Raw genomic sequence first — 23,028 nt, 5'->3', positions numbered from 1 at the left:
CGCGAACCCGGCCAGCGCGCCGGCCGGCGCGCCGCTCGACCTGAAGCCGTCCTCGCAGCCGGCCAAGCCCTGACCGTTTCCAGCTCCATCCGTACCCGATGAACGATACCGCCACGCTCGCCGCCCAGGCTTCTTCCGCCCCATCCACGGATAGCAGCACGCTGGTCGTGCGCCATCTGAAGAAACGCTATGGCTCGCGCACCGTGGTCAAGGACGTCTCGCTCGACGTCAAAAGCGGCGAGGTCGTCGGCCTGCTCGGCCCGAACGGCGCGGGCAAGACCACGTCGTTCTACATGATCGTCGGACTGGTCGCGCTGGACGAAGGCGATATCGTGCTCGATGGCCAGCACATCAGCGGCCTGGCCATCCACGAACGCGCGCGCATGGGACTGTCCTATCTCCCGCAGGAAGCTTCGGTCTTCCGCAAGCTCAACGTCGAGGAGAACATCCGCGCGGTGCTGGAACTGCAGGTGGTCAACGGCAAGTCGCTGCCCAAGCAGGAAATCGATCGCCGGCTCGACTCGCTGCTCGATGACCTGCAGATCGCCCACCTGCGCAACAACCCGGCGCTGTCGCTGTCGGGCGGCGAGCGCCGCCGCGTGGAAATCGCGCGCGCGCTGGCGTCAGCGCCGCGCTTCATCCTGCTCGACGAACCATTCGCGGGCGTGGACCCGATCGCCGTGGGCGAGATCCAGCGCATCGTCAGCTTCCTCAAGGCACGCAACATCGGCGTGCTGATTACCGACCACAACGTGCGGGAAACGCTGGGCATCTGCGACCACGCATACATCATCAGCGAAGGCACCGTGCTGGCCGAAGGACAGCCCGAGGAAATCATCGCCAACGAGTCCGTGCGACGCGTCTATCTGGGCGAAAACTTCCGCATGTGATCAAGCGGCCGCGACGCCGCCTTGCAGCATTCGTCAACTAGCCGTTGGCGATCACGAAGTGCCAGCGATAGGTGATAGCAATTTCCGTTCCAACAACGGGAAGATGCGCATAGAATAGGTCGCATGAAACCATCGCTTCAGCTTCGACTTTCCCAGCATCTGGCTCTGACTCCACAACTGCAGCAGTCCATCCGGCTGCTGCAGTTATCCACACTGGAGCTGCAACAGGAAGTCGAGCAGGCGCTGACCGAGAATCCACTGCTCGAACGCGAGAACGACTGGATCGAAAGCCCGCTGCGCGTGGCCGCGGACGGGTCGGTCAACGTGCAAAGCGCCCCGGCTCCGGCATCTTCCGAACCGCAAGGTAATGGCGACGATCGCGCGAACGGCGCCAACGGCGAAGACGACAGCTACGGCGACAGCTCGGGTGACGATTACGGCAGCGACTGGAGCCTGGACGATTTCGCTCGCCGGCCTCAGGGCGACGAGGACGAGAAGACGCCGATGCAGCTTCGCGAAGCGGAACCCACGCTGCGCGAGTACCTGATGGAACAGCTCACGCCGCTGAAGATCTCCACGCGCGACAAGGGCCTGGCCATCTTCCTGATCGAGTCGCTGGACGACGACGGCTACCTGGGCGCAACGCTCGACGAGATCTGCTCGGAACTACCCAAGGAACTCGAATTCGAAGTCGATGAAGTGCAGGCGATACTGACCCTGCTGCAGAGCTTCGACCCTCCTGGCGTGGGTGCGCGCAACGCCGCAGAATGCCTCACCTTGCAACTGCGCCGTCTGCAGCATCCACAGCGGGACCTTGCATTATCGATCGTCAACCACCACCTGGAGTTATTGGCCGTGCGTGACTACACGCGGCTCAAGAAAGCCCTGCAGGTTGACGAAATTGCACTTAAGGCCGCGCACGATCTGATCCGCTCGCTCGCACCGTATCCCGGACATGCCTACAGCCGTCCGGAAGCGGACTTCGTGGTACCGGATGTGTTCGTGCGCAAGAGTGGCAGTAGCTGGATCGCGCAGCTCAATCCCGACGTGATGCCGCGTCTGCGCATCAACGACATGTATGCGCAGATTTTGCGCGGTGCAAAAGGGGAAGCGGGCGCGGCCGGGCTGCAGCAGAAGCTCCAGGAGGCGCGGTGGCTCATCAAGAACATTCAGCAGCGTTTCGACACGATCCTGCGTGTTGCGCAGGCAATTGTGGAACGTCAAAAGAACTTTTTCTCGCACGGGGAAATCGCGATGCGCCCCTTGGTTTTGCGGGAGATTGCCGATACACTGGGTCTACACGAGTCGACCATTTCCCGGGTGACTACGAATAAATACATGGCCACGCCGATGGGTACTTTCGAGTTGAAGTACTTCTTTGGTAGCCACGTCTCCACGGAGACTGGCGGCGCGGCCTCATCCACGGCGATCCGCGCGCTGATCAAGCAACTGATAGGAGCCGAAGAACCCAGGAATCCCCTTTCCGACAGCCGCATCGCCGAGTTGCTGGGCGAACAGGGCTTTGTGGTCGCACGCCGCACGGTGGCCAAGTACCGCGAAGCGCTGAAGATCCCCGCAGTCAATCTCCGCAAGACTTTGTAGCCGAGCCGCAACCGCCTGCCTGGTGCGGCTCTTTCAGAAGGAGAAGCGCTATGAACTTCAAGATCAGTGGACACCACCTCGACATCACGCCGCCGCTGCGTGAGTATGTGGAAACGAAACTGGAGCGAATTGTCAGACATTTCGATCAGGTCATTGGCGTAAGCGTGCTGCTATCCGTAGACAACCACAAGGAAAAGGACAAGCGTCAGTACGCGGAAATCAACCTGCACCTCAAGGGCAAGGACATCTTCGTCGAAGCGCATCATGAAGACCTTTATGCTGCAATCGACTGTCTGGTCGACAAGCTCGACCGCCAGGTGATCCGCTACAAGGACCGCGTGCAAGGGCATGACCGGGAAGCGGTCAAGTACCAGATGGCTGCCGAACAACTACAACAACAATAAGTCGGCGGCGACACCAGGTCGCCCCTGAGAGGATAGATAGGAAGAGCAAAGCCGCGCATCTGCGCGGCTTTTTTGATGGGCGCGATGCGGATGCGCCGCTGGCGCACCCGTTACCTGAGTACCAGCCCTGCAACATTTGGTCAGCCGGGGGTGTTCGCAACTGACGCCGCTCGGTGTATGCTGCGCCATACAACAACTACAGACAGGACGGCCCCGGACAACCGGCCCGGCATTCCGCGTGGCGAAAGATCGCGCGACGGCGGGTGCAGTTTTCTGGGTGGGCAATCCGACCGGCAAGCTCGCGGCACCACTCGCGGCGCCGGCGCCGCAGCGCACAAGTGCGCAGTGGCCCTGCTCTATAATGGCCGGACGCTCCAATGCGGGCGTCCTTTTGCGCTCAATAGCCTGAATTGCCCAACGCAGCGGGACGACTCATGTGCGTCGGCTCGCCTTTCTGACTCCTCGTGCATCGCCCATGAATCGTTTGGCCAAATTGCTGCCACCCGGCAACATTAATCTCGACGTCACCGTCACCAGCAAGAAGCGGGTCTTCGAGCAAGCCGGGCTCCTGTTCGAGAACAACCATGGCGTGGCCCGGGCCACCGTGACCGACAACCTGTTCGCGCGCGAATCGCTCGGGTCCACCGGTCTTGGCGCCGGCGTCGCCATTCCGCATGGTCGCATCAAGGGACTCAAACAGCCCCTGGCTGCCTTCATGCGCCTGGCCGAGCCGATCCCGTTCGAATCGCCCGACGGCAAACCGGTGGCGCTGCTGATCTTCCTGCTTGTGCCCGAGCAGGCCACCCAGCAGCATCTGGAAATTCTTTCGGAAATCGCCCAGTTGTTGTCGGACCGGGAAATGCGCGAAGGACTGGCCACGTTACCCACGCCCGAAGCGGTCCACGAATTACTGACCCAGTGGCACCCCTGACACGACGGCAGGCCAGCGCAGCCTGACGCGATACCCGCGATACAGCCCCTCCCGAAAAGTCATCCCGCATGGAACTCACCGGCGTCACCTCCCAGTCGATCTTCGACGACAACGCAGCCGACATCAAACTCTCCTGGGTCGCCGGTCTGGAAGGGGCCGATCGAGCCTTCGACGTGGAATTCGCGCGTGAGGCGACATCGGCAGCCGATCTGGTCGGCCACCTGAACCTCATCCACCCGAACCGGATTCAGGTGCTCGGCAAACCCGAGATCCTTTACTACCAGCGCCTCGACGACGAACCCCGCAAACGTCAGATGGGCGAGCTGATCCTGCTCGAGCCGCCATTCCTGGTGGTGGCGGATGGCATGGAGCCGCCGCCCGATCTGGAACTGCGCTGCACGCGCTCGTCGACTCCGCTGTTCACGACGCCGGTATCCTCGGCGGCCGTCATCGACCACCTCCGCCTGTACCTGTCGCGCATCTCCGCGCCGCGCGTCACCATGCACGGCGTGTTCCTCGACATTCTCGGCATGGGCGTGCTGATCATGGGTGAGTCGGGCCTTGGCAAGAGCGAACTGGGCCTGGAACTGATCTCGCGCGGACATGGCCTGGTGGCCGACGACGCCGTCGATTTCGTGCGGCTTGGCCCGGATTTCATTGAGGGCCGCTGCCCGCCGCTGCTGCAGAACCTGCTTGAAGTCCGCGGCCTGGGCCTGCTCGACATCAAGACGATCTTCGGTGAGACCGCCGTGCGGCGGAAGATGAAGCTCAAGCTCGTGGTGCAATTGGTGCGCCGCAACGACGGCGAATTCGAGCGCCTGCCGCTTGATTCCCAGTACCTCGACGTTCTTGGCCTCCCGATCCACATGGTGAAGATCCAGGTGGCAGCTGGCCGAAACCTTGCCGTGCTGGTGGAAGCCGCCGTCCGCAATACGATACTGCGCCTGCGTGGCATCGATACCCTGCGCGACTTCATGGACCGTCAGCGGGCAGCGATGCAGGCCGACGTGGTTTCCCGCGGCCAGGGTCGGCTGCTCTGATCAGACAATTCCGGCGGTTTTGTGAAACGCCGGCGTCGCTTTCAATTGCTTACAAGCGGCCGGCCTCCCCTCGTCAACGCGCTTTGGGCGCGCGCCGTTTTGTGCTTCAATGGGCATCGAGCCCAGTCCGGTACCGCCAGCCGCCGTGCTGCATCCTGAAGGTCGGCGTCCGGCCATGATGTGTTTCCACAGCCAGGAGAGAAGCATGAAGAAACTGATCGCGATGTGCGTGCTGGTTACCCCTCTGTTCGCCACGGGCGCGTTCGCCCAGGGCGCCTCGGCCCCGGCCGCTGAAAAATCTGGCAAGGCCCCGACCGCGCAGCAGGAAAAGATGTCGGCCTGCTCGAAGCAGAACAAGGGCAAGAAGGGCGACGACTACAAGAAGTCCATGAGCGATTGCCTGTCGGGCAGCGCACCAGCCGCCGCACCGGCCGCACCGAAGACCCAGCAGGAAAAGATGTCGGCCTGCTCGAAGGAAAACAAGGGCAAGAAGGGCGACGACTACAAGAAGTCCATGAGCGATTGCCTGTCGAAGCCGGCGGCCTGATCCGCCAGATCTGATAGATCCCGTGGCAATGATGGCGAATCGGCGACGATTCGCCATTTTGCTTTAGGGCAGGTGTCATGACGCCGCCATCACGCGATGCTATGCTTGCATCGCTATGCGGATCATCCTTATCACCGGAATTTCCGGCTCGGGCAAGTCAGTCGCGCTGAACGTACTGGAAGACGCGGGGTACTACTGCGTCGACAACCTGCCGGCCCAGTTCATCCCCGATCTCGCCTGCTACCTGGCGGAACAGGGCTACTCACAGCTTGGTGTTGCCACCGACATCCGCAGCCGCGAATCGCTCGCGCGACTGCCCGATACGGTGCGAGAGCTGGCCGCGAACCATCAGGTACAGGTGCTGTACCTGACCGCCAGCACCGATGCGCTGGTTCAGCGCTACTCGGAAACGCGCCGGCGCCACCCGCTTTCGGCACAAGTCGAAGTTGGCACGGCCGCTGGCACGCCCAACGATACCTCGCTGATCGAGGCCATCGAGAAGGAGCGGGAGCTGCTAAGCCCGCTGGCGGAATCGGCCCACCGCATCGACACCAGCAACGTGCGCACCAATACGCTGCGCAGCTGGATCAAGGAACTGATTCAAGACGAGAACGAGAACAAGAACAGCCAGCAGCTCACGCTGCTGTTTGAATCGTTCGGGTTCAAGCACGGCGTGCCCAGCGACGCCGATCTCGTCTTCGACGTGCGCTCCCTGCCGAACCCCTATTACGATCTCGCGCTGCGCCCGCTCACTGGGCGCGATGCGCCAGTCATCGACTTCCTGCAAAGCCAGCCGATGGTGCTGGCCATGGCCGAGGATATCCGCGCCTATGTGGAGAAGTGGCTGCCGAGTTTCATTGCGGACAACCGCAGCTACCTGACCGTCGCCATCGGCTGCACCGGAGGCCAGCACCGTTCCGTGTTCATCGCGGAAAGACTTGCCAACTACTTCCGGGCACATGGTAATGTGCTGGTCAGACACCGCGAGTTGGCCCCCGCTGGCTGACGCGCGGCGCCCCGCCGTTTTCCCATGACTGGAGCCGGCCAACCGCATGTCGACCTTTCTTTCCGGCACCGCATCCGATTCCGCTACCCTGGATGCGCTGCCGCTGTTCCCTCTTCACACGGTCCTGTTTCCGGACGGCCGTCTGCCTCTCCGTGTATTCGAGAAACGCTACGTCGACATGGTGCGCAACTGTATGCGCGACCATCTGCCGTTCGGCGTTTGTCTGATTGCCACCGGAGAGGAAGTCGCGCAGCCGGGCCAAACCACCGAACCCGAGTCCATCGGCTGTCTTGCGGAAATCGTCGATTGCAATGTGGAGCAACTCGGCGTCCTGCTGATTGAAACGCGCGGACGCCAACGCTTCCGGGTGCTGTCCCACGCCACGCGCGATGACGGCTTGCTCGTGGCGAGCGTGGAACTGCTGCCGCCGGATGTCATCGACTGCAAGCTGGAATTGCTGGGCGAGTGCCTGGCCGCGTTGCGTCGAATCGTGACCTCGCTCCACACGGATCAGCCCGACAAGCCGAAACTGCCCTTCGGAGAGCCCTATCTCTGGGACGATCCGAGCTGGGTGGTCAACCGGCTGTGCGAGTTGTTGCCGGTGCCACTCAAGGCCAAGCAGATGCTGATGGAGCTACCTGATGCCGGCGTGCGCATCGAGATCGTGCATCGCTACATGCGACAGCACCACATCGTCTGAGCCGCCTTCTGAGCCGCCTTCCGAGCGGGCAACTCAGAAAAGTCCGAGTCTCGCCTGATCTTCCAGCAGCTTGCGCACCGGGGCCGGAGTGCCCAGCATGTCTAGATCGTCAAGAGACAGCCACCGGCTCGCGGCATTACCCTCAAGCGCGACGGCGTCCAGATCGACGCGAATCGCGCGAATCAGCAGGCGAAAATGGGTAAACACATGCGTCAGTTCGCCAGCCAGATACGCGCGTGCAGGCGAGCCATACGCGCGGGCTAACTGCAGCGCCGACTCCTCGGCGACCTCCGAATCGAACGGTACCGCGTCGACCGGCATTTCAGGCAGACTCCACAAGCCGCCCCAGATGCCGCTGCTGGGACGCAACTGCACGAGCACATCGCGTCCATGCCGGACGATCAGCATCACAGCGCTGCGCTCCGGAATCGCCGCGCGTGGCTTCGGCGTGGGCAGCACGGCGGTGAGGTTGTCCTTGCGGGCCACGCAATCGGCCACGAGCGGGCACGCCTCTGCGTCGGCCAGACAGGCTGGCTTGCCGCGCGAGCAGATCGTGGCGCCGAGGTCCATCAATCCCTGCGTGTAGGCCACCATGTGATCTGCCTGATGACGTCCGGCAGGCGGCAGCGCCTGTTCGGCCAGCGCCCACATCCGATTCTCGATCGCGCGCTCGCCGGGATAACCGTGAATGCCGAACACACGCGCGAAGACGCGCTTGACGTTGCCGTCCAGGATCGGAGAACGAACGCCGGCACTGAACGCCGCGATCGCCGCAGCCGTGGAGCGACCGATGCCGGGCAGCGTTACGAGCACCTCTGGGGCGGTCGGAAACACGCCAGCGTGCTCATCCACCACGGTCTTGGCGCAGCGATGAAGATTGCGCGCGCGCGAGTAGTAGCCCAGCCCGGCCCACAAGGCCATGACCTCGTCGGCAGACGCTGCCGCCAGAGCGGCAACCGTGGGCAGCGCCGTCACGAAGCGCTGGAAATACTCGATCACCGCTGCCACCTGCGTCTGCTGCAGCATGATCTCGGACAGCCAGATGCGGTACGGATCGCGTGTGTTCTGCCAAGGCAGGTCGTGCCGGCCGTGCTGGCGCTGCCACGTCACCACGCGCATACCGAAATCGGATGGCACGGCGATGGTCTCGGGCATGGTGGGGGCGGCGGCAGGCTTGCGGGGCATTGCGGGATCTTGAAAAGAAAAAGCGCCGCTCACAGGCGGCGCCACATGATACATCGGCGGTTGCAATACCCTTCCCAGATCGCCGGGTCTGCCCCCTCTCCCACAAGTGGACGAGGGGGACGCTCCGACTACGCCGCGCGCGCCGTTGCTTCCGGGGGCACGTCCACCAGCCTGCGCGCGAAGCTCTCGATCTTCGTGCTCCGCTCATCGAGGCCGTTCAGCACTTCCTCAAGTTCGGCAATGCGCGATTCCAGCGTGTCCGTGGCCTCGTGGATGCGCTCGATCGAATCGACGCGTCGGCGCAATTGCTTCTGGTGCTCGCGTACCTGCGCCTCGAGCGGCGTCATCACCGACTTCAGCCAGATCTCGATATCGCGATTTAGATCGCGGAAGTTCTCGAGCACGCGGCTGGCCATCGTCGCGAATGCGTTCTGCACCAGTTGCGGACGCGAGCGCGTCAGCATGTGCACGGCGCCGAAATGCGTGTTCACCAATTGCAGCGTTTCCTGCAGTTCGTTGGTATAGCGCGACGTCACGAACTGCATCGGCGAAGGCAGCGTGAAACCATGTTCGGCATTGAAGCGCCGATACATGCTTTCAACGAGCTGGTGCAGGCCAACGATCTTCTGATCGGCGTCGGTAATCAACCCGGTAAGCTGGCCGAACAGCGCTTCCATGTCCTCGCGCAGGCCGCGCGAGAAGAAGCGCTCCTTCATCTGCTCGCGCGCATCGCGCATCGTGCGGCGAACGTCGCGCAGTTGCAGGCTCTTGATGATGTCCGCGCTATGCCGCCCGAATACCAGCCGCAGCGCCTGGAATTTCGCGATGCTCTGCTCGAACTCCTCCTTCTCGCTCTGCACGCGCATCAGCATGTGCTTGACCATCGCATGGTTCTTGCCACGCAGGCCGCGTAACTCGAACAACTGCTCGACGATATCGCGCCGGCGGCTCTGCAGCAGTTGCTGGGCGCCGCGCGACATCTCCTGTACCAGGCGCTGTACCTGGTCGGCCACGATCTCGCGCCGCTGCGGAATGAGCTGGTCCGACAGCACGTGCTCGAACTGCATCAAGTTGCTGCGCACGAGCATCGGCTCGTCGTTGGTGACCTTGGCCACCAGCCCCTTCTGTGCCGATACCGGGTAGACCCGGCGTTCCTCGATGCCGAGCGTCTGCGCGGTCGTACGGACCTGGCGCGAAATCTCCGACGCGATCTCGGATGATGACTTGAGCGGGTCCCAGAGACCATCGATCTTGTTCAACACGGCCAGGCAACCGCGGCGATGGCCGGCGCCCACATGGCTGCGCCAGAGATCGAGGTCGCTCTTGGTCACGCCGGCATCGGCGGCCAGCACGAATACCACCACGTGCGCATCGGGAATCAGGCGCAGCGTCAGTTCGGGCTCGGTACCGATCGCGTTCAGGCCCGGCGTGTCCAGGATCACCAGACCCTGGCGCAGCAACGGATGCGGGAAGTTGATCACCGCATGGCGCCAGCGCGAGATCTCCACCATGCCATCGGCATCCACCGCCCAGGCGGCATCCGGATCGTTCTCGTTGTACAGGCCCAGCGCCTCGGCCTCGGCCGGGCTCACGCGCGTGGTCTCCACGACGTGCTGGAACGCAGCCAGCATGCCATCGGGCGACGACGGGTCGAGCGGTACCGTGGTCCAGTGAGAATTCGCGGAACCGGGCTCCATGAAGTCCGCCGTGGACGCGTCCTGCAGGCGCGTCTCGATCGGCAGCAGCCGGATGCACGGCACCTCGTTCTCGTCGTAGCGCAACTCCGTCGGGCACATCGTGGTGCGGCCGGCCGATGACGGCAGGATGCGTCGACCGTAGTCGGCAAAGAAGATGGCGTTGATCAGTTCGCTCTTGCCGCGCGAGAACTCGGCGATGAAAGCGACCTTGAGCCGGTCGCTCCTGAGCACGTTCTGGATGCGCTGCACGCGGTCTTCCGCGGTGGCGTCATAGAGATCGTATTGCTGCAGCCAGGACTGGAAGTCGGCGAGAGAATGAAGAACCCCGGTTCTCCAGGCGCCATATTGTTCGAATTGCTGTGCGAGGCTCGTCATGGAGTGGTTCGCTTTTCGGCTCGGATTTATTGGTTTCGGGCTCGTATTGCACAACTGGCCCCGGGATGGTTCCACTGACCCTGCGGTCCCTTGGCAAGTCGACGGCCAGGTCCATGCCCCATCGGCAGGGTGGCTTGGCGCATTTTGTAACTTTTTATGTCTGCGCACACGATACAGGTTTCTTGCACGATTTTGTGGAATTCACGCCCCTTACGGCATTCCACCTGCGCGAGTGTTGCGCCGACCCATCGGCAGGCGATTTCAACAAGAAATCCAGACCGGTTCGGCGTGTGCCAGACCGTCCCGGACAGGCTTTGCGCCCCGGCGACGGGTCAGTGCTGGCAGTGCGGGCAATAGAACGTCGATCGCTGGCCCTGCAGGATCTGACGGATCGGAGTGCCGCAAATGCGACATGGCTCGCCGGCACGATCGTAGACAAAACAGTCGAGCTGGAAATAGCCACTGCTGCCGTCGCTGCCGACGAAGTCGCGCAATGTGCTGCCGCCGCGTGCAATGGCCTCCGCCAGCGTCTCGCGCACGGCAACGGCCAGCTTCTCGCAGCGCGCCAGGCTCAGCCGCCCGGCCTGCGTGGTCGGCCGAATGCCGGCGCGAAACAAGCTCTCGGAGCAGTAGATGTTGCCAACGCCGACGACGACGTCGCCCGCCAGCAGAGCCTGCTTGATCGCCATGGAACGCCCGCGCATGCCTCGATGAAGCCATGCGCCATCGAAGCGCGGGTCGAAGGGCTCGATGCCGAGCCTGCTCAGCAGCGGATGCCCGGGCAGGTCCGATTCGGCAAGCGGCGTCCAGAGAATGGCGCCGAAGCGGCGCGGGTCGCGGAAACGCAGGACAACCGGCTCGGCCTTCGCGGTATCCGGGCCGGCAGCCAGCAACAGGTCGAGATGATCATGCGCGCCCGGCGCGGGCGGATCCGGATAGACGCGCAGCGTGCCCGTCATGCCCAGGTGCACCAGCAGCCAGCCGGGCGCGGCGTCCTCGCCTGTCCCCGCCCGGGTGGCGTCGACCGGCGGCAGGCATTCCAGCAGCAGATACTTGCCGCGTCGCTCGATACGGCCGATGGTGCGGCCCGTCAGTCGCGCCTCCAGTTCCGGCTCGACCGGCCAGCGCAAGCCCCGGTGGCGCACGGTCACATCGGTAATGCGGCGGCCCACTACGTGCGGCAGCAATCCACGCCGCGTGACCTCGACTTCCGGCAGTTCTGGCATCGCCCCCCTTATTCCATCCGCCGGCCGGCAGCGGGCTTCCGGACCCTTATCAGCCCTTATCCAATCAATTCCCAAGAACCTCTTGCCTGTTTTCCCGATCCAACGAGGCAGGATTTGCCCTGCCATGTGACCGGAAGCGGCGCACATTGTGCGGGCTGCCGTACGTAGCCAACCCAAGGGCGCCGGGCAAGGCAAGCAGCGCATTGTAGCGGCAGGCTACAATGCCTCCATTGACTGCAACGCCCCCGCGCGCCGGAGCATCGATTTCATGCCGGACCATCTTTCGTCCTTTCAGGCCATGCGCCCGGAATCTTCGCAAATGAAAGCCTTCACTGCCACCGGTCCGACGATTTCCCCCGCCGGACGTTTCCGTCGCCATGCGCGCGCCCTGGGCGTGGCTGCGTGCCTGGCGCTGGTTTCGCTCGCTTCCCATGCCGCACCGGCCAAGGTTGCCCAGAACGATGACGAGGTCATCGACGTTCCAGCGCCGTCGTCGGCAGCACGCGCGCAGCGGACGCCGCTACCCAATGTTTCGCTGTCGCCAGACATCCTCTACCGAGTGCTGGCGGCGGAAATCTCGCTGCAACGCGGGATGGCCGGCGCGGCATACCGGACCTATCTTGATCTTGCTCGCGAAACGCGTGACCCGAGACTGGCCCAGCGCGCCACCGAAATCGCATTCAACGCGCGCAGTTCGCAGCAGGCGCTGGATGGCGCCCGGCTCTGGTCCGACCTGGCGCCGAAATCGCCGGCAGCAAGCCAGGTCCTGGCAACACTGCTCGTGCTCAACGGACGCTGGGAGGAAGCCGAGCCCCTGCTGAGCCGCCAGCTGGCGACGGCGCCAGCCGCGCATCGCGGGGACGCCATCCTGCAATTGCAGCAGCAGATGTCGCGCACGAGTGACCCCGCAGGCGCAGTCGCCGTGCTCCAGCGCCTGACCGCCAACGATTCGAAGCTGCCGGAAACTCACCTGGCCCTGGCGCGTGCGCAAGAGATGGCCGGAGACAGCCAGGGCGCGCTGACCGAGCTTGATGAGGCGCTTCGGCTCAAGCCGAACCTCGAAGCTGCCGCGCTCATGTCTGCCGAAATGCAAGCCGAATCGGCCCCCGACAAGTCGATCGCGGTGATGAAGCGCTTCCTGGCCAAGTCGCCCTCGTCAGTCAACGGCCACATCACGCTGGCAAGGCTGTATCTGCAGCAGAACGACATGGATTCGGCCCGTGCCGAGTTCGAGGTCCTGCGCAAGGTTGCGCCGACCGATCCGCGTGTGCCGCTGGCTCTGGGGCTGACCAGCCTGCAGGCGCGCAGTTATGACGATGCCGAACGCTATCTGAAGGAGTACCTGCAGATGGCGGAGAAGTCGCCAGCGGCCAACCCCGACATCGCGTACCAGTACCTCGCGCAGATCGCCGAGGAAAAGAAAGACTATCCCGCGGCAATCGACTGGCTCGACCGAATCGAGGACCCGCGCCTGACCCTGGCCGCACAGGCCAAGCGTGGCCAGTTGCTGGCACGCATGGGCAAGCTCGACGATGCGCAGGCCGTATTTGGCGACATGCTGGCCGACGCCGAAGACATCCCCGATCCCGCGCAGCGCGCCCTGCGCATGGCCGCTATCCGTCAGGCCGAGGTGGCCGCGCTGATGGACAGCAAGGCGTACGACCGCGCGCGCAAGGTGCTGGACGAACGCGTCAAGGCCGAGCCCGACAATGCGGACTGGATCTACGAACTGGCGATGCTCGACGAACGCGAGAAGCGCTACGACAGCATGGAGCGTGGCCTGCTCAAGGTGATCGCGCTGCAGCCCGACCAGAAGCAGGGCTACAACGCGCTCGGCTACTCACTGGCCGACCGTAACGAGCGTCTGCCGGAAGCGCGCAAGCTGCTCGAACGCGCATCCGAGCTCGGACCGGATGATCCCTACATCATGGACAGCCTGGCGTGGGTCAAGTACCGTCAGGGCGAACTGCAGCCCGCGGCGGATCTGCTCAAGAACGCGTTCGCCAAGGCCCCTGAGGCCGAAATCGGCGCGCATCTGGGCGAGGTGCTCTGGCAACTCGGCCAGCACGACGAGGCACGCAAGACGTGGAACGAGGCGGCGAAGGTCGAGCCAGACAATCAGACGCTGATCGACACCCTGCGCCGTTACAACCAGAACGTCCTGCTGTCGAAGTAGTTCACATCAGGCAAGCACGTCGCACGCCCGGGCCAGCGCCCGGGCGGTTCGTTCTGGCGTGCGCCAATTATCCCAACACTTGAACATGCTCCGATCCCGTCGATTGGCCCTGCTCTGCCTGGCCACACCGCTCTGGCTCGCCGCGTGCGCCAGCGTCGCACCAACGCGCGGCTTCGATGCCGGCGAAACCGCCGCCAGCCAGCTTTACACCGGCCGGTTCTCCGCCAACTACGTCCGCTACGGCCGCAACGAAGGCGTGCAGGGCAGCTTCCGCTGGCAGGAACAAGGCCGCAACGTGCGGCTCGATCTCGTTTCGCCGCTGGGCCAGACGCTGGCCATCGTCACGGCGACCCCATCCGGGGCCACGCTCGACCTGCCTAACGAGGCGCCGCGCAATGCGCCCGAGGTCGACAGCCTGATGGAGCAGGCGCTCGGATTCTCGCTGCCGGTATCTGGCATGCGCGACTGGCTGCATGGCCGCGCCGCGCCGGGCATACCATCGAACATCACGCGCGACGCGAACGGCCGCCCCGACACCCTGCGGCAGAGTGGCTGGACCGTGCGCTACCTGGCCTGGCAGGACACGCCCGAGAACGCCACGCCCACGACCACGCTGCCCCGCCGTATCGACATGGCACGCGATGGCAATGAATCGCCGCTGTCGGTGCGGCTCGTAATCGACCCGGAGAACAAAGAATGACCGTCGGCACGGCCCTGCCGCCACCGGAGCTGCGCAACTGCCCGGCCCCGGCCAAGCTCAACCTGTTCCTGCACGTGACCGGCCGCCGCCCCGACGGCTACCACACGTTGCAGACCGTGTTCCAGCTCATCGACTGGTCTGACACGCTGCACTTCCAACGCCGCGACGATGGCGTGATCACGCGCGTTACCGACATCCCCGGGGTGCCGGCCGATACCGACCTCGTCGTGCGCGCGGCCCGCGCATTGCAGGCGGCCAGCGGCACGCGTTTCGGCGTGGACATCGCCATCGACAAGATCCTGCCCATGGGTGGCGGCATCGGCGGCGGGTCGTCCGACGCCGCGACCACGCTGCTGGCGCTGAACCACCTGTGGGGCGTGAACCTGCCGCGCACAGAACTGATGCGCATCGGCCTTTCGCTCGGCGCGGACGTGCCCGTGTTCGTGTTCGGCCAGAACGCGTTCGCCGAAGGCGTGGGCGAGGAGTTGACGCCAGTGACGCTGCCCGACAGCTGGTTCGTGGTCATCCATCCGCGGCAACATGTGCCGACCGCAGCAATATTTTCGGACGAACGCTTGACAAGGAATTCTCCAATCTCTATAGTTGCGGACTTCGCTGCTTGCACAAACAAATTCGCTTTCGGTCGCAACGATCTGGAAACGATAGCAACAGCGAAGTTCGGCGAAGTTGCCCGAGCCCTTGAGTGGCTGAAAAATTACAGTCCACAAGCAAGGATGACCGGTTCCGGAGCCTGCGTATTTGCCCGCTTTGAAGACGAGCAGACTGCGCAGAGAGTGATGGAAAGGTTGCCATCTGAATGGGATGGCAGGTGTGTGAAAAATTTGTCACATCACCCGCTCGCAACGTTCGCGTAGCAGGTTTTCGCCTGGCGATGTACTGACGGTTTAAAGTCAGCGCAACGACAGACGTTAAAGGTTGTGTAGGGGAGTCGCCAAGTTGGTCAAGGCACCGGATTTTGATTCCGGCATTCGAAGGTTCGAATCCTTCTTCCCCTGCCATTACTTCCTATAGTGTCCAGAGCGGACATGCAGAAATTCGCTGCCGGCATTGCCGGTGGCGCAAAGCCCCCCCAGTAGCAAGACAGGTGCCCCGAATGAGCGTCGAAGGCTTGATGGTATTTACCGGCAATGCCAACCCTAAACTCGCGGAGGCTGTCGTACAGCACCTCGGCATTCCGCTCGGCAAGGCTCTGGTCGGCCGTTTCTCCGACGGTGAAGTCCAGGTAGAAATCCAGGAAAACGTTCGCGGCAAGCACGTCATCGTGCTGCAGTCGACCTGCGCGCCGACCAACGACAACCTGATGGAACTGATGGTGATGGTCGACGCGCTCAAGCGCGCTTCGGCACGCAGCATCACCGCCGCCATGCCCTACTTCGGCTATGCCCGCCAGGATCGCCGCCCGCGTTCGGCGCGCGTGGCCATCTCGGCCAAGATCGTGGCCAACATGCTGGAAGTGGCCGGCGTGGAACGCGTGCTGACGATGGACCTGCACGCTGACCAGATCCAGGGCTTCTTCGATATCCCCGTCGACAACATCTACGCATCCCCGGTCCTGCTTGGCGATCTGCGCGAGAAGAACTACGGCAATCTGCTGGTAGTGTCTCCGGACGTTGGCGGCGTGGTGCGCGCCCGTGCGCTGGCCAAGCAGCTCGACTGCGACCTGGCCATCATCGACAAGCGTCGCCCGAAGGCCAACGTGTCCGAGGTGATGAACATCATCGGTGAAGTCGCCGGCCGCAACTGCGTGATCATGGACGACATGATCGACACCGGCGGCACGCTGTGCAAGGCCGCGCAGGTGCTGAAGGAACGTGGCGCCCAGAAGGTATTCGCGTACTGCACGCACCCGGTGCTGTCGGGTGGCGCGGTTGCCCGCATCGCCGCGTCCGCGCTGGACGAAGTGGTGGTGTGCGACACGATCCCGCTGTCCGACGAAGCCCGTCAGACCGGCAAGATCCGTCAGGTCACGACCGCCCCGCTGCTGGCCGAGACCTTCACCCGGATCGTCCGGGGCGACTCGATCATGTCGCTGTTCGCCGACGCCTGATCGACACTGGTTGGGACGGTACTGGCAGATACCTGCTAGAATATTTGGCTTTACTGCGTTGGCCGCCTGAAAGGGCGGCCAACGTGATTCAGGCGGCGCAATCACTTGATGCGCGCCGCTAGTCGAGGCTGTCTGGTCGCGGACAGCCTTCTTCACATTTGGAGTTAAAAATGAAAGTTATCGCTTTCGAGCGTAGCGTACAGGGAACGGGTGCGAGCCGCCGCCTGCGCAATTCGGGCAAGACCCCCGGCATCATCTACGGCGGCGCCGCCGAACCGAAGATGATCGAACTGGATCACAACGCGCTGTGGCACGCCCTGAAGAAGGAAGCCTTCCACTCGTCGATCCTGGATCTGGAAGTGGCTGGCAAGTCCGAGAAGGCTCTGCTGCGTGCGTTCCAGATGCACCCGTTCAAGCCGCTGGTGCTGCACGTTGACTTCCAGCGCGTGTCGGCCTCCGAGAAGATCCACGTGAAGGTGCCGCTGCACTTCATGAACCAGGAAACCGCTCCTGGCGTGAAGCTGGGCCACGGTATCGTCAGCCACATCCTGAACGATCTGGAAGTGTCGTGCCTGCCGGCCGACCTGCCCGAGTTCATCGAAGTGGATCTGGCCGCAGCCGAGTTGAACCAGACCATCCACCTGTCGGACCTGAAGCTGCCGAAGGGCGTGACCGCCATCACCCACGGCGACGAAAACCCGGCCATCGCCAGCATCACGCTGCCGGCTGGCGCTCAGTCGTCGGAAGCTGCCGAAGGCGGCGAAGAAACGCCCGCTGCCTAAGCGTCTTCGCGCCAGATGCCATAGCGGTCTCGCAACCGCTGGCGCATCAAGAAAGACCGCCGGTTCGCCGGCGGTTTTTTTTCGCGCGGCTTTTTCGTGCGCTTTTTCGCGTATCCTGTGTCGCGTTCCACGGTGCCCTCAGGCGTCCGATTTACCGCATTCCGTTCTCAACGCATGATCAAGCTCATCGTCGGCCTCGGCAATCCCGGGGCGGAGTACGAAGCCACCCGGCACAACGCCGGCTTCTGGCTTGTCGACCAACTCGCCCGCATGGGTGGCACAACCCTGCGCGTGGAAAGCCGCTTTCACGGCCTGGCTGGCCGCGCCCGTTTGTGGGATCAGGATGTCTGGCTGCTCAAGCCTTCCACGTTCATGAACCGCTCTGGCCTTTCCGTGGTGTCGCTGGCGCGCTTTTACAAGATCCTGCCCGACGAGATCGTGGTCGCCCATGACGAAATGGATCTGCCCGCCGGCTCGGCCAAGCTCAAGCGCGGCGGTGGCTCGGGTGGCCATAATGGCCTCAAGGACATTTCAGCGCACCTGACTACCCAGGACTACTGGCGTCTGCGCATCGGCGTCGGCCATCCGCGCAATGCGCCGGGCGGCACGGCCGGCGGCCGCGAGGATGTGGTCAATTTTGTGCTCAAGCCACCACGCAAGGAAGAACAGCAAGCGATCGACGAAGCGATCGACCGCTGCATCGGCCCGCTGGGCACGCTTGCGCGCGGCGAGAGCGAGCGCGCGATGATGGAACTGCACACGGGCCGCTAGCACGCGCCCCGACAGCCGGCTCCAAAGAAAAAACCCCGCAAACCTGACGGTTTCGCGGGGTTTCTCTTTTCTGCTCTTGCCTGTGGGGGCCGGAACGATAGCAGCCGGACAAAAGATCCGGTCAGGCCACGTGCTTGGCTGCCGTGAGCAGCCGATAGCGTTGCATCAGCACCTCGTGCGTTTCGACGTGGTTCGGGTCTTTCGGAATACACGCCACAGGGCATACCTGCTGGCACTGCGGTTCGTCGAAATGGCCGACACACTCGGTGCACTTGCCGGGGTCGATCTCATAGATCTCGGGCCCCATCGAGATGGCTTCGTTCGGGCACTCAGGCTCACAAACGTCGCAATTAATGCAGTCGTCGGTGATCATCAGCGCCATGATATTTCCTTCCTGCGATCCGCCCGCGCCCGACTGGCCACGGAGACGGCATCGAAGGCCTCTATTCTATTCGGCTTTGCCGATCTTCTCCTGAAGCCAGCGCTCCACGGAGGGGAAGACGAACTTGCTGACGTCGCCACCCAGCACCGCGATTTCACGCACGAACGTGCCCGAAATGAACTGATACTGGTCCGAAGGGGTCAGGAACATCGTCTCGACGTCCGGCAGCAGGTAACGGTTCATGCCCGCCATCTGGAACTCGTACTCGAAGTCGGAGACGGCTCGCAGGCCGCGCACGATCACGCGCGCGTTGTTCTTTCGGACAAAGTCCTTGAGAAGTCCCGAGAATCCCTCTACACGCACATTCGGGTAGTGGCCAAGCACCTCGCGCGCGATACCGATACGCTCCTCGAGCGAGAAGAACGGCCGCTTGTTGGGGCTTTGCGCCACGCCAACCACGAGTTCGTCAAAGATATTCGACGCACGGCGGACGAGATCCTCGTGTCCCCGGGTCATGGGATCGAATGTACCGGGATAGACGGCGACGACCATGTTTCCTCCTTTGGGCTGCCCGTTGCCGGCCCACAAATCAGCGAGGCCGAGTCAATGTGATTCTTGCTGCGTGACGGGCGTTGAACAAACAACAGCGGCGTAGTGTAACCCCAAACGGGGCAATTGGAAGTCCATCAGACCGCATTTCTGCCGCGCCGCAGCAGGCCCGCAAACCCTTGTCTGGCATACCAAAGAGGTCGTACGACCCAGGTCAGCCAGCGCCGTTGGCGAGGCGATGCTGCAGCAGGTGGAAATGCACCGCCCCCGCGCGCGCCTGGCGAATGATCTCCAGGGACGCCGGTATCGGCGCATCGGGGCCGATCAGCGCACGATCCGTTTCGACGTAGATGGCTCCCCCCGGACGTGACAGACGCGCCGCGTGTTCGAGCGCCGGCCCGAGCCAATCTTCGGCGAAGGGCGGGTCCAGGAATACCACGTCGAAGCTGGCCGCCGGCATCTGCGCGGCTGCGGCGAAGGCGTCGCTGTGGATGATCTTCACCTGCGAGGCATCGAGCCGGTACTGGTTGTCGCGGAGCTGGCGCACCACGTGCGGGTTGGCTTCGACCAGCGTCACGGCACTGGCCCCCCGGGACGCTGCCTCGAAGCCGAGCGCGCCCGAACCGGCGAACAGGTCGAGGCAGGTCAGGCCGGACAGGTCCTGGCCAAGCCAGTTGAACAACGTTTCGCGCACACGGTCAGGCGTCGGACGAAGCCCTTCGGCTTCGAGCACCGGCAGCAGCGATCGCTTCCAGCGCCCGCCGATGATGCGCACCTGGGTGGGGGACTTGCGGGGAACAGAAGTTCGCCCGCGCGGTGCGGGCGAAGGTCGGGATTGCGAATTCATCCCGTGATTGTAGAGCCTGCCACGCGCCTGCACAGCAAGGTCAGCCGCCGCCGCGGGTGGCCCGGCCCACACATGGGCGCCAGGCCAACCAAAATCACGTGCGACGCGTCACTTTTCCGGGCCGCCGACGATCACCGTCGCCATGGCGTCCGGATGCACATGTCGCTGGAATGCGGCGCGCACCTGTTCACGCGTGACCTTGTTGATCTGGCTCGTCCACGTGTCCAGATAATCCAGCGGCAGGCCATACCAGCCGATATTGGCCACGTTGGTCAGTAGCTTGCGGTTGCTGTCGATGCGCAGCGGGAAACCATTGACCAGATTGTCCTTGGCCGCGCGCAGTTCGGCATCCGTGGGGCCCTCCGCCACATACTTCGCGACGATCTCGCGCACCAGCGCCAGCGCCTCGTTGGTGTTTTCCTTCTTGGTCTGCAGCGAGACACTGAACGGCCCCGGCTGCTTGGACGGCGCGAAGTAGCTGTCCACGCCGTAGGTGAGTCCGCGCTTCTCTCGAACCTGATCGGTCAGGCGCGAGCTAAAGCCGCCGCCACCGAGCACGTAGTTGCCGACCAGCAACGGGAAGTAATCCGGATCGCCTCGCGCGATGGCGGGCTGCCCGAGCGCCACGCTGGCCTGCTGGGCCGGATGGGGAATCCGTTGCTCGCTGGCCGGGATCGTCATCTGCACGTCCGGCATCGTCGGCGGGGCCGCGCCGGCAGGCAAGCCACGCGTCAGTTCCTCGGCGATCTGTTCGGCCTGTTTGCGGTCGATCGCGCCGATCAACGTCACAACGGCGCGCTTCGCCGTGTAGTTGTCCTGCCAGAACTTGACCAGGTCGTTATGCGTGATCGACCCGACAGTTTCGGCCGTGGCCGATACGCCATATGGATGATTCGGGTAGATCGCCTTCGACAGCTTCTTGTCCGCGATCACGCCAGGCCGTGTGTCGCCCTCGCGGATTGCCGTGATCAGGCGCTGCTTTTCGCGTGCCACCACGGCGTCCGGATAGGTCGGCGCCTTGATTAACTGGGCTGCCAGACGCAGTGACTGCTCACGTTCCGGCGATGCCGTCAGCGTGCGCAGACCGATGCCGCCACGGTCGCCGCCCGCCGCGCCACCAAAATCGGCGCCGGTATCGGCAAAGGCATCGGCGATCTGCGCCTCATTGCGGGCAGGCTGGCCATCCTGCGCGCCGGCGCCCTTGTCGAGCAGCGCCGCGGTCAGCGTGGCAAGGCCGGCCTTGCCGGGCGGGTCATACCGGCTGCCGGCGTCGAAGTCGATATTGACGTCGAGCATCGGGATCGACGGGCTCGGCACGAAGAACACCTTCGCGCCCGTGGAGGCCGTCCAGCTTTCGATTGGGATGGCTGCGTGAGCAACAGCGCTGGCCAGCAGCGCCGCTGTCCCGAAGGCCGCGCCGGCAAGCCGGCGCAACAGGCGCGGAGACGCAATCGTCATAACAGACAAGGACATTGTTGCTCCTAGTGACGCAGGCCTTCGGGGACCGGGGTCTTGGGCTTGTTGGGGTCGATCGGCTGCGGCAGAAGCGTGGCCACGGTCAGGTTGTCGTCGCTGAAATACTTGGCGGCGACGGCCTGCACCTGGGCCGGCGTGACTTCCTTGATCTTGTCGAGCATGCGGTCGATCTGGCGCCAGGAGATGTCAGAGATTTCCGCCACGCCGATTTCCATGCCCTGCCCGAACACCGAGTCACGCTTGTAGATCTGGCCTGCCACGACCTGGGCCTTGACGCGCTTGAGCTCTTCCTCGGACACGCCGCTCTTGGCGATGCGCTGGATCTCCTCGCGCAGCGCGGCCTCGATCTCTTCCGTGGTGTGGCCGTTGGCGGGCGTGCCGTCGAGCACGAACAGCGAGTCCGCGCGGTTGATGCTGTCGTAGCCGACGTTCACGTCGTCGGCCAGTCGCCGCTCGCGCACGAGTTCACGTGTCAGACGCGCATTGTCGTAGCCGTTCAGCACGGCGGACAGGACTTCCAGCGCGTACGGATCGACATCCTTTTCCACGTCGCGCAGGCGCGGCACCTTGTAGGCCATCACCATGTAGGGATTCTCGGCGGGCGCCTTGACCCAGATGCGCTTGATGCCCTTCTGCGGCGCCTCGATCTGCGTCTTGCGCAGCGGCAGCGGATGCGATTTCAGCTTGCCGTAGTAGCGTTCGGCCAGCGCGCGAACCTCATCCGGCTTGACGTCGCCCGTCACGATCACCATGGCGTTGTTGGGCACGTACCAGGTCTTGTACCAGTCGTGCACGTCCTCGACCCGCATGTTGACGAGGTCGTCCATCCAGCCGATGACCGGGTGCCGGTACGGCATCGCCGTGTAGACCGTGGCCAGCAACTGCTCGTAGACGGTGCCGCGGGGGGAATCATCGGTGCGCAGGCGACGCTCTTCCATCACCACCTTCATCTCTCGCTCGAACTCTTCCTTCTTGAAGATGAGGTTGGCCATGCGGTCGGCCTCGAGCTCCATCATCTTCGGCAGGTATTGCTTGGAGATCTGCTGGTAGTAGAGCGTGAAGTCGCGGTTGGTCAGGGCGTTCTCGCGGCCGCCCAGCAGGGCGATCTGGCGCGAGAACTCACCCACCGGTACCTTCGGCGTGCCCTTGAACATCATGTGTTCGAGCATGTGGGCTACGCCGGTGGTGCCGCTGACCTCGTCGAATCCGCCCACGCGGTAGAAGATCATATGGGCCACCGTGGGCGCCCGATGGTCTTCCTTGACGATCACGCGCAAGCCATTGGACAGGCGGAATTCGGTCGTGCCGGCCTGGGCCTGGCCGACTGTCGCCGTGGGCTGCGCTGGTGGTGGCCCCTGTCGTGGCGAGGCAGACGTGGCGGCACTGGGCGCTTCGCCTGGGGTCTGGGACCACGCAGTGCCGGCCAGGGGGCCGATCAGGGAAGCAAGGATGAGAGAAGAAAGAATACGCCGCGGAAATTTCGCGACACCCGCTCCGGACACGTCAGCGCAATGGTTCATGCGACCCCGTCTGCTAGAATTTTGCCGATTGATTCTACCGGGGTATTGACCCCTTTCCCAATGTTTAGTTTCTGGAAGAAGCGCAAGGCCGAGCCGGCTCCCGAACCGGTCGAGCCGCCCGCGGCCGCCCCCACACCGGCGCCTGCTCCCGCGC

At 63.7% G+C, this 23,028-nt stretch carries 22 protein-coding genes and 1 tRNA gene; 15 read left to right on the top strand and 8 right to left on the bottom strand.

The window, feature by feature from the left end; genetic code table 11:
* The first annotated feature begins 98 nt into the window (after positions 1–98).
* The 8 genes from lptB (at position 99) to D769_RS25595 (ending at position 7,120) form a co-directional block, all read left to right on the top strand.
* Positions 99–890, top strand: a complete 792-nt coding sequence (gene lptB / locus D769_RS25630; RefSeq protein WP_008650963.1) for an LPS export ABC transporter ATP-binding protein — start codon at positions 99–101, stop codon at positions 888–890.
* Positions 891–1,013: 123 nt separating this feature from the next.
* Entirely contained in the window at positions 1,014–2,492 is a 1,479-nt protein-coding gene (locus tag D769_RS25625) for an RNA polymerase factor sigma-54 (protein WP_008650961.1), read from the top strand.
* Between the two features lie 50 nt (positions 2,493–2,542).
* Complete coding sequence (gene raiA, locus D769_RS25620; protein WP_008650960.1) at positions 2,543–2,896, top strand: ribosome-associated translation inhibitor RaiA; 354 nt, start codon at positions 2,543–2,545, stop codon at positions 2,894–2,896.
* Positions 2,897–3,371: 475 nt separating this feature from the next.
* Positions 3,372–3,827, top strand: coding sequence for a PTS sugar transporter subunit IIA (locus tag D769_RS25615; protein WP_008650957.1), 456 nt, complete (start codon positions 3,372–3,374; stop codon positions 3,825–3,827).
* Positions 3,828–3,895: 68 nt separating this feature from the next.
* Positions 3,896–4,867, top strand: a complete 972-nt coding sequence (gene hprK / locus D769_RS25610) for an HPr(Ser) kinase/phosphatase (protein ID WP_008650955.1) — start codon at positions 3,896–3,898, stop codon at positions 4,865–4,867.
* 205 nt (positions 4,868–5,072) lie between these two features.
* Entirely contained in the window at positions 5,073–5,414 is a 342-nt protein-coding gene (locus D769_RS25605) for a PsiF family protein (RefSeq protein WP_008650953.1), read from the top strand.
* Between the two features lie 115 nt (positions 5,415–5,529).
* On the top strand, positions 5,530–6,420 hold the full coding sequence (rapZ, locus tag D769_RS25600; RefSeq protein WP_008650951.1) for an RNase adapter RapZ: 891 nt from the start codon (positions 5,530–5,532) through the stop codon (positions 6,418–6,420).
* 46 nt (positions 6,421–6,466) lie between these two features.
* A complete protein-coding gene (locus tag D769_RS25595; RefSeq protein ID WP_008650949.1) occupies positions 6,467–7,120 on the top strand; it encodes an LON peptidase substrate-binding domain-containing protein in 654 nt (217 codons plus the stop codon).
* 33 nt (positions 7,121–7,153) lie between these two features.
* Here the strand turns inward: D769_RS25595 and mutY are convergent, their stop codons facing one another.
* From mutY to mutM, 3 genes are all read right to left on the bottom strand, one after another.
* Complete coding sequence (gene mutY, locus D769_RS25590) at positions 7,154–8,305, bottom strand: A/G-specific adenine glycosylase (RefSeq protein WP_008650947.1); 1,152 nt, start codon at positions 8,303–8,305, stop codon at positions 7,154–7,156.
* Between the two features lie 128 nt (positions 8,306–8,433).
* Complete coding sequence (locus D769_RS25585) at positions 8,434–10,377, bottom strand: dynamin family protein (protein ID WP_008650944.1); 1,944 nt, start codon at positions 10,375–10,377, stop codon at positions 8,434–8,436.
* A gap of 332 nt (positions 10,378–10,709) precedes the next feature.
* Positions 10,710–11,603, bottom strand: a complete 894-nt coding sequence (gene mutM, locus D769_RS25580) for a bifunctional DNA-formamidopyrimidine glycosylase/DNA-(apurinic or apyrimidinic site) lyase (RefSeq protein WP_008650943.1) — start codon at positions 11,601–11,603, stop codon at positions 10,710–10,712.
* 319 nt (positions 11,604–11,922) lie between these two features.
* Here mutM and D769_RS25575 point away from each other — a divergent pair, with 319 nt between their 5' ends.
* The 7 genes from D769_RS25575 to pth all read left to right on the top strand — a co-directional run bounded on the left by D769_RS25575 (position 11,923) and on the right by pth (position 18,100).
* The gene (locus tag D769_RS25575; protein WP_234706929.1) at positions 11,923–13,779 is read left to right on the top strand and encodes a tetratricopeptide repeat protein; all 1,857 of its coding nucleotides are present in this window, start codon (positions 11,923–11,925) and stop codon (positions 13,777–13,779) included.
* An 85-nt stretch (positions 13,780–13,864) separates the two neighbouring features.
* Positions 13,865–14,479 (top strand): outer membrane lipoprotein LolB, encoded by a 615-nt coding sequence (locus D769_RS25570; RefSeq protein ID WP_035881335.1) that lies wholly within the window; start codon positions 13,865–13,867, stop codon positions 14,477–14,479.
* Positions 14,476–15,354: a 4-(cytidine 5'-diphospho)-2-C-methyl-D-erythritol kinase gene (gene ispE / locus D769_RS25565; protein ID WP_008650937.1), complete on the top strand. Its 879-nt coding sequence runs from the start codon at positions 14,476–14,478 to the stop codon at positions 15,352–15,354. Before D769_RS25570 ends, ispE begins: the two co-directional genes overlap by 4 nt.
* 67 nt (positions 15,355–15,421) lie before the next feature.
* Positions 15,422–15,498 (top strand) — tRNA-Gln (locus tag D769_RS25560).
* 95 nt (positions 15,499–15,593) lie between these two features.
* The gene (locus D769_RS25555) at positions 15,594–16,547 is read left to right on the top strand and encodes a ribose-phosphate pyrophosphokinase (protein ID WP_008650936.1); all 954 of its coding nucleotides are present in this window, start codon (positions 15,594–15,596) and stop codon (positions 16,545–16,547) included.
* A gap of 170 nt (positions 16,548–16,717) precedes the next feature.
* Complete coding sequence (locus D769_RS25550) at positions 16,718–17,329, top strand: 50S ribosomal protein L25/general stress protein Ctc (protein WP_008650935.1); 612 nt, start codon at positions 16,718–16,720, stop codon at positions 17,327–17,329.
* 174 nt (positions 17,330–17,503) lie between these two features.
* The gene (gene pth / locus D769_RS25545; protein WP_008650934.1) at positions 17,504–18,100 is read left to right on the top strand and encodes an aminoacyl-tRNA hydrolase; all 597 of its coding nucleotides are present in this window, start codon (positions 17,504–17,506) and stop codon (positions 18,098–18,100) included.
* Positions 18,101–18,221: 121 nt separating this feature from the next.
* On the opposite strand, the gene D769_RS25540 is transcribed toward pth, so the two are convergent.
* From D769_RS25540 to D769_RS25520, 5 genes are all read right to left on the bottom strand, one after another.
* Entirely contained in the window at positions 18,222–18,482 is a 261-nt protein-coding gene (locus D769_RS25540; protein WP_008650933.1) for a YfhL family 4Fe-4S dicluster ferredoxin, read from the bottom strand.
* Positions 18,483–18,548: 66 nt separating this feature from the next.
* On the bottom strand, positions 18,549–19,034 hold the full coding sequence (gene coaD, locus D769_RS25535) for a pantetheine-phosphate adenylyltransferase (protein WP_008650930.1): 486 nt from the start codon (positions 19,032–19,034) through the stop codon (positions 18,549–18,551).
* Positions 19,035–19,245: 211 nt separating this feature from the next.
* Positions 19,246–19,878, bottom strand: coding sequence for a 16S rRNA (guanine(966)-N(2))-methyltransferase RsmD (gene rsmD, locus D769_RS25530; RefSeq protein WP_193750066.1), 633 nt, complete (start codon positions 19,876–19,878; stop codon positions 19,246–19,248).
* Positions 19,879–19,986: 108 nt separating this feature from the next.
* Positions 19,987–21,351, bottom strand: coding sequence for a pitrilysin family protein (locus D769_RS25525; protein WP_040011257.1), 1,365 nt, complete (start codon positions 21,349–21,351; stop codon positions 19,987–19,989).
* A gap of 8 nt (positions 21,352–21,359) precedes the next feature.
* A complete protein-coding gene (locus tag D769_RS25520; protein WP_008650925.1) occupies positions 21,360–22,874 on the bottom strand; it encodes a pitrilysin family protein in 1,515 nt (504 codons plus the stop codon).
* Between the last annotated feature and the right edge of the window lie 154 nt (positions 22,875–23,028).

It is taken from the genome of Cupriavidus sp. HMR-1, assembly GCF_000319775.1.
GTDB lineage: Bacteria > Pseudomonadota > Gammaproteobacteria > Burkholderiales > Burkholderiaceae > Cupriavidus > Cupriavidus metallidurans.
The sequence above is the reverse complement of the archived record's forward strand: the minus strand, read 5'-3'. Positions and strand labels throughout refer to the sequence as shown.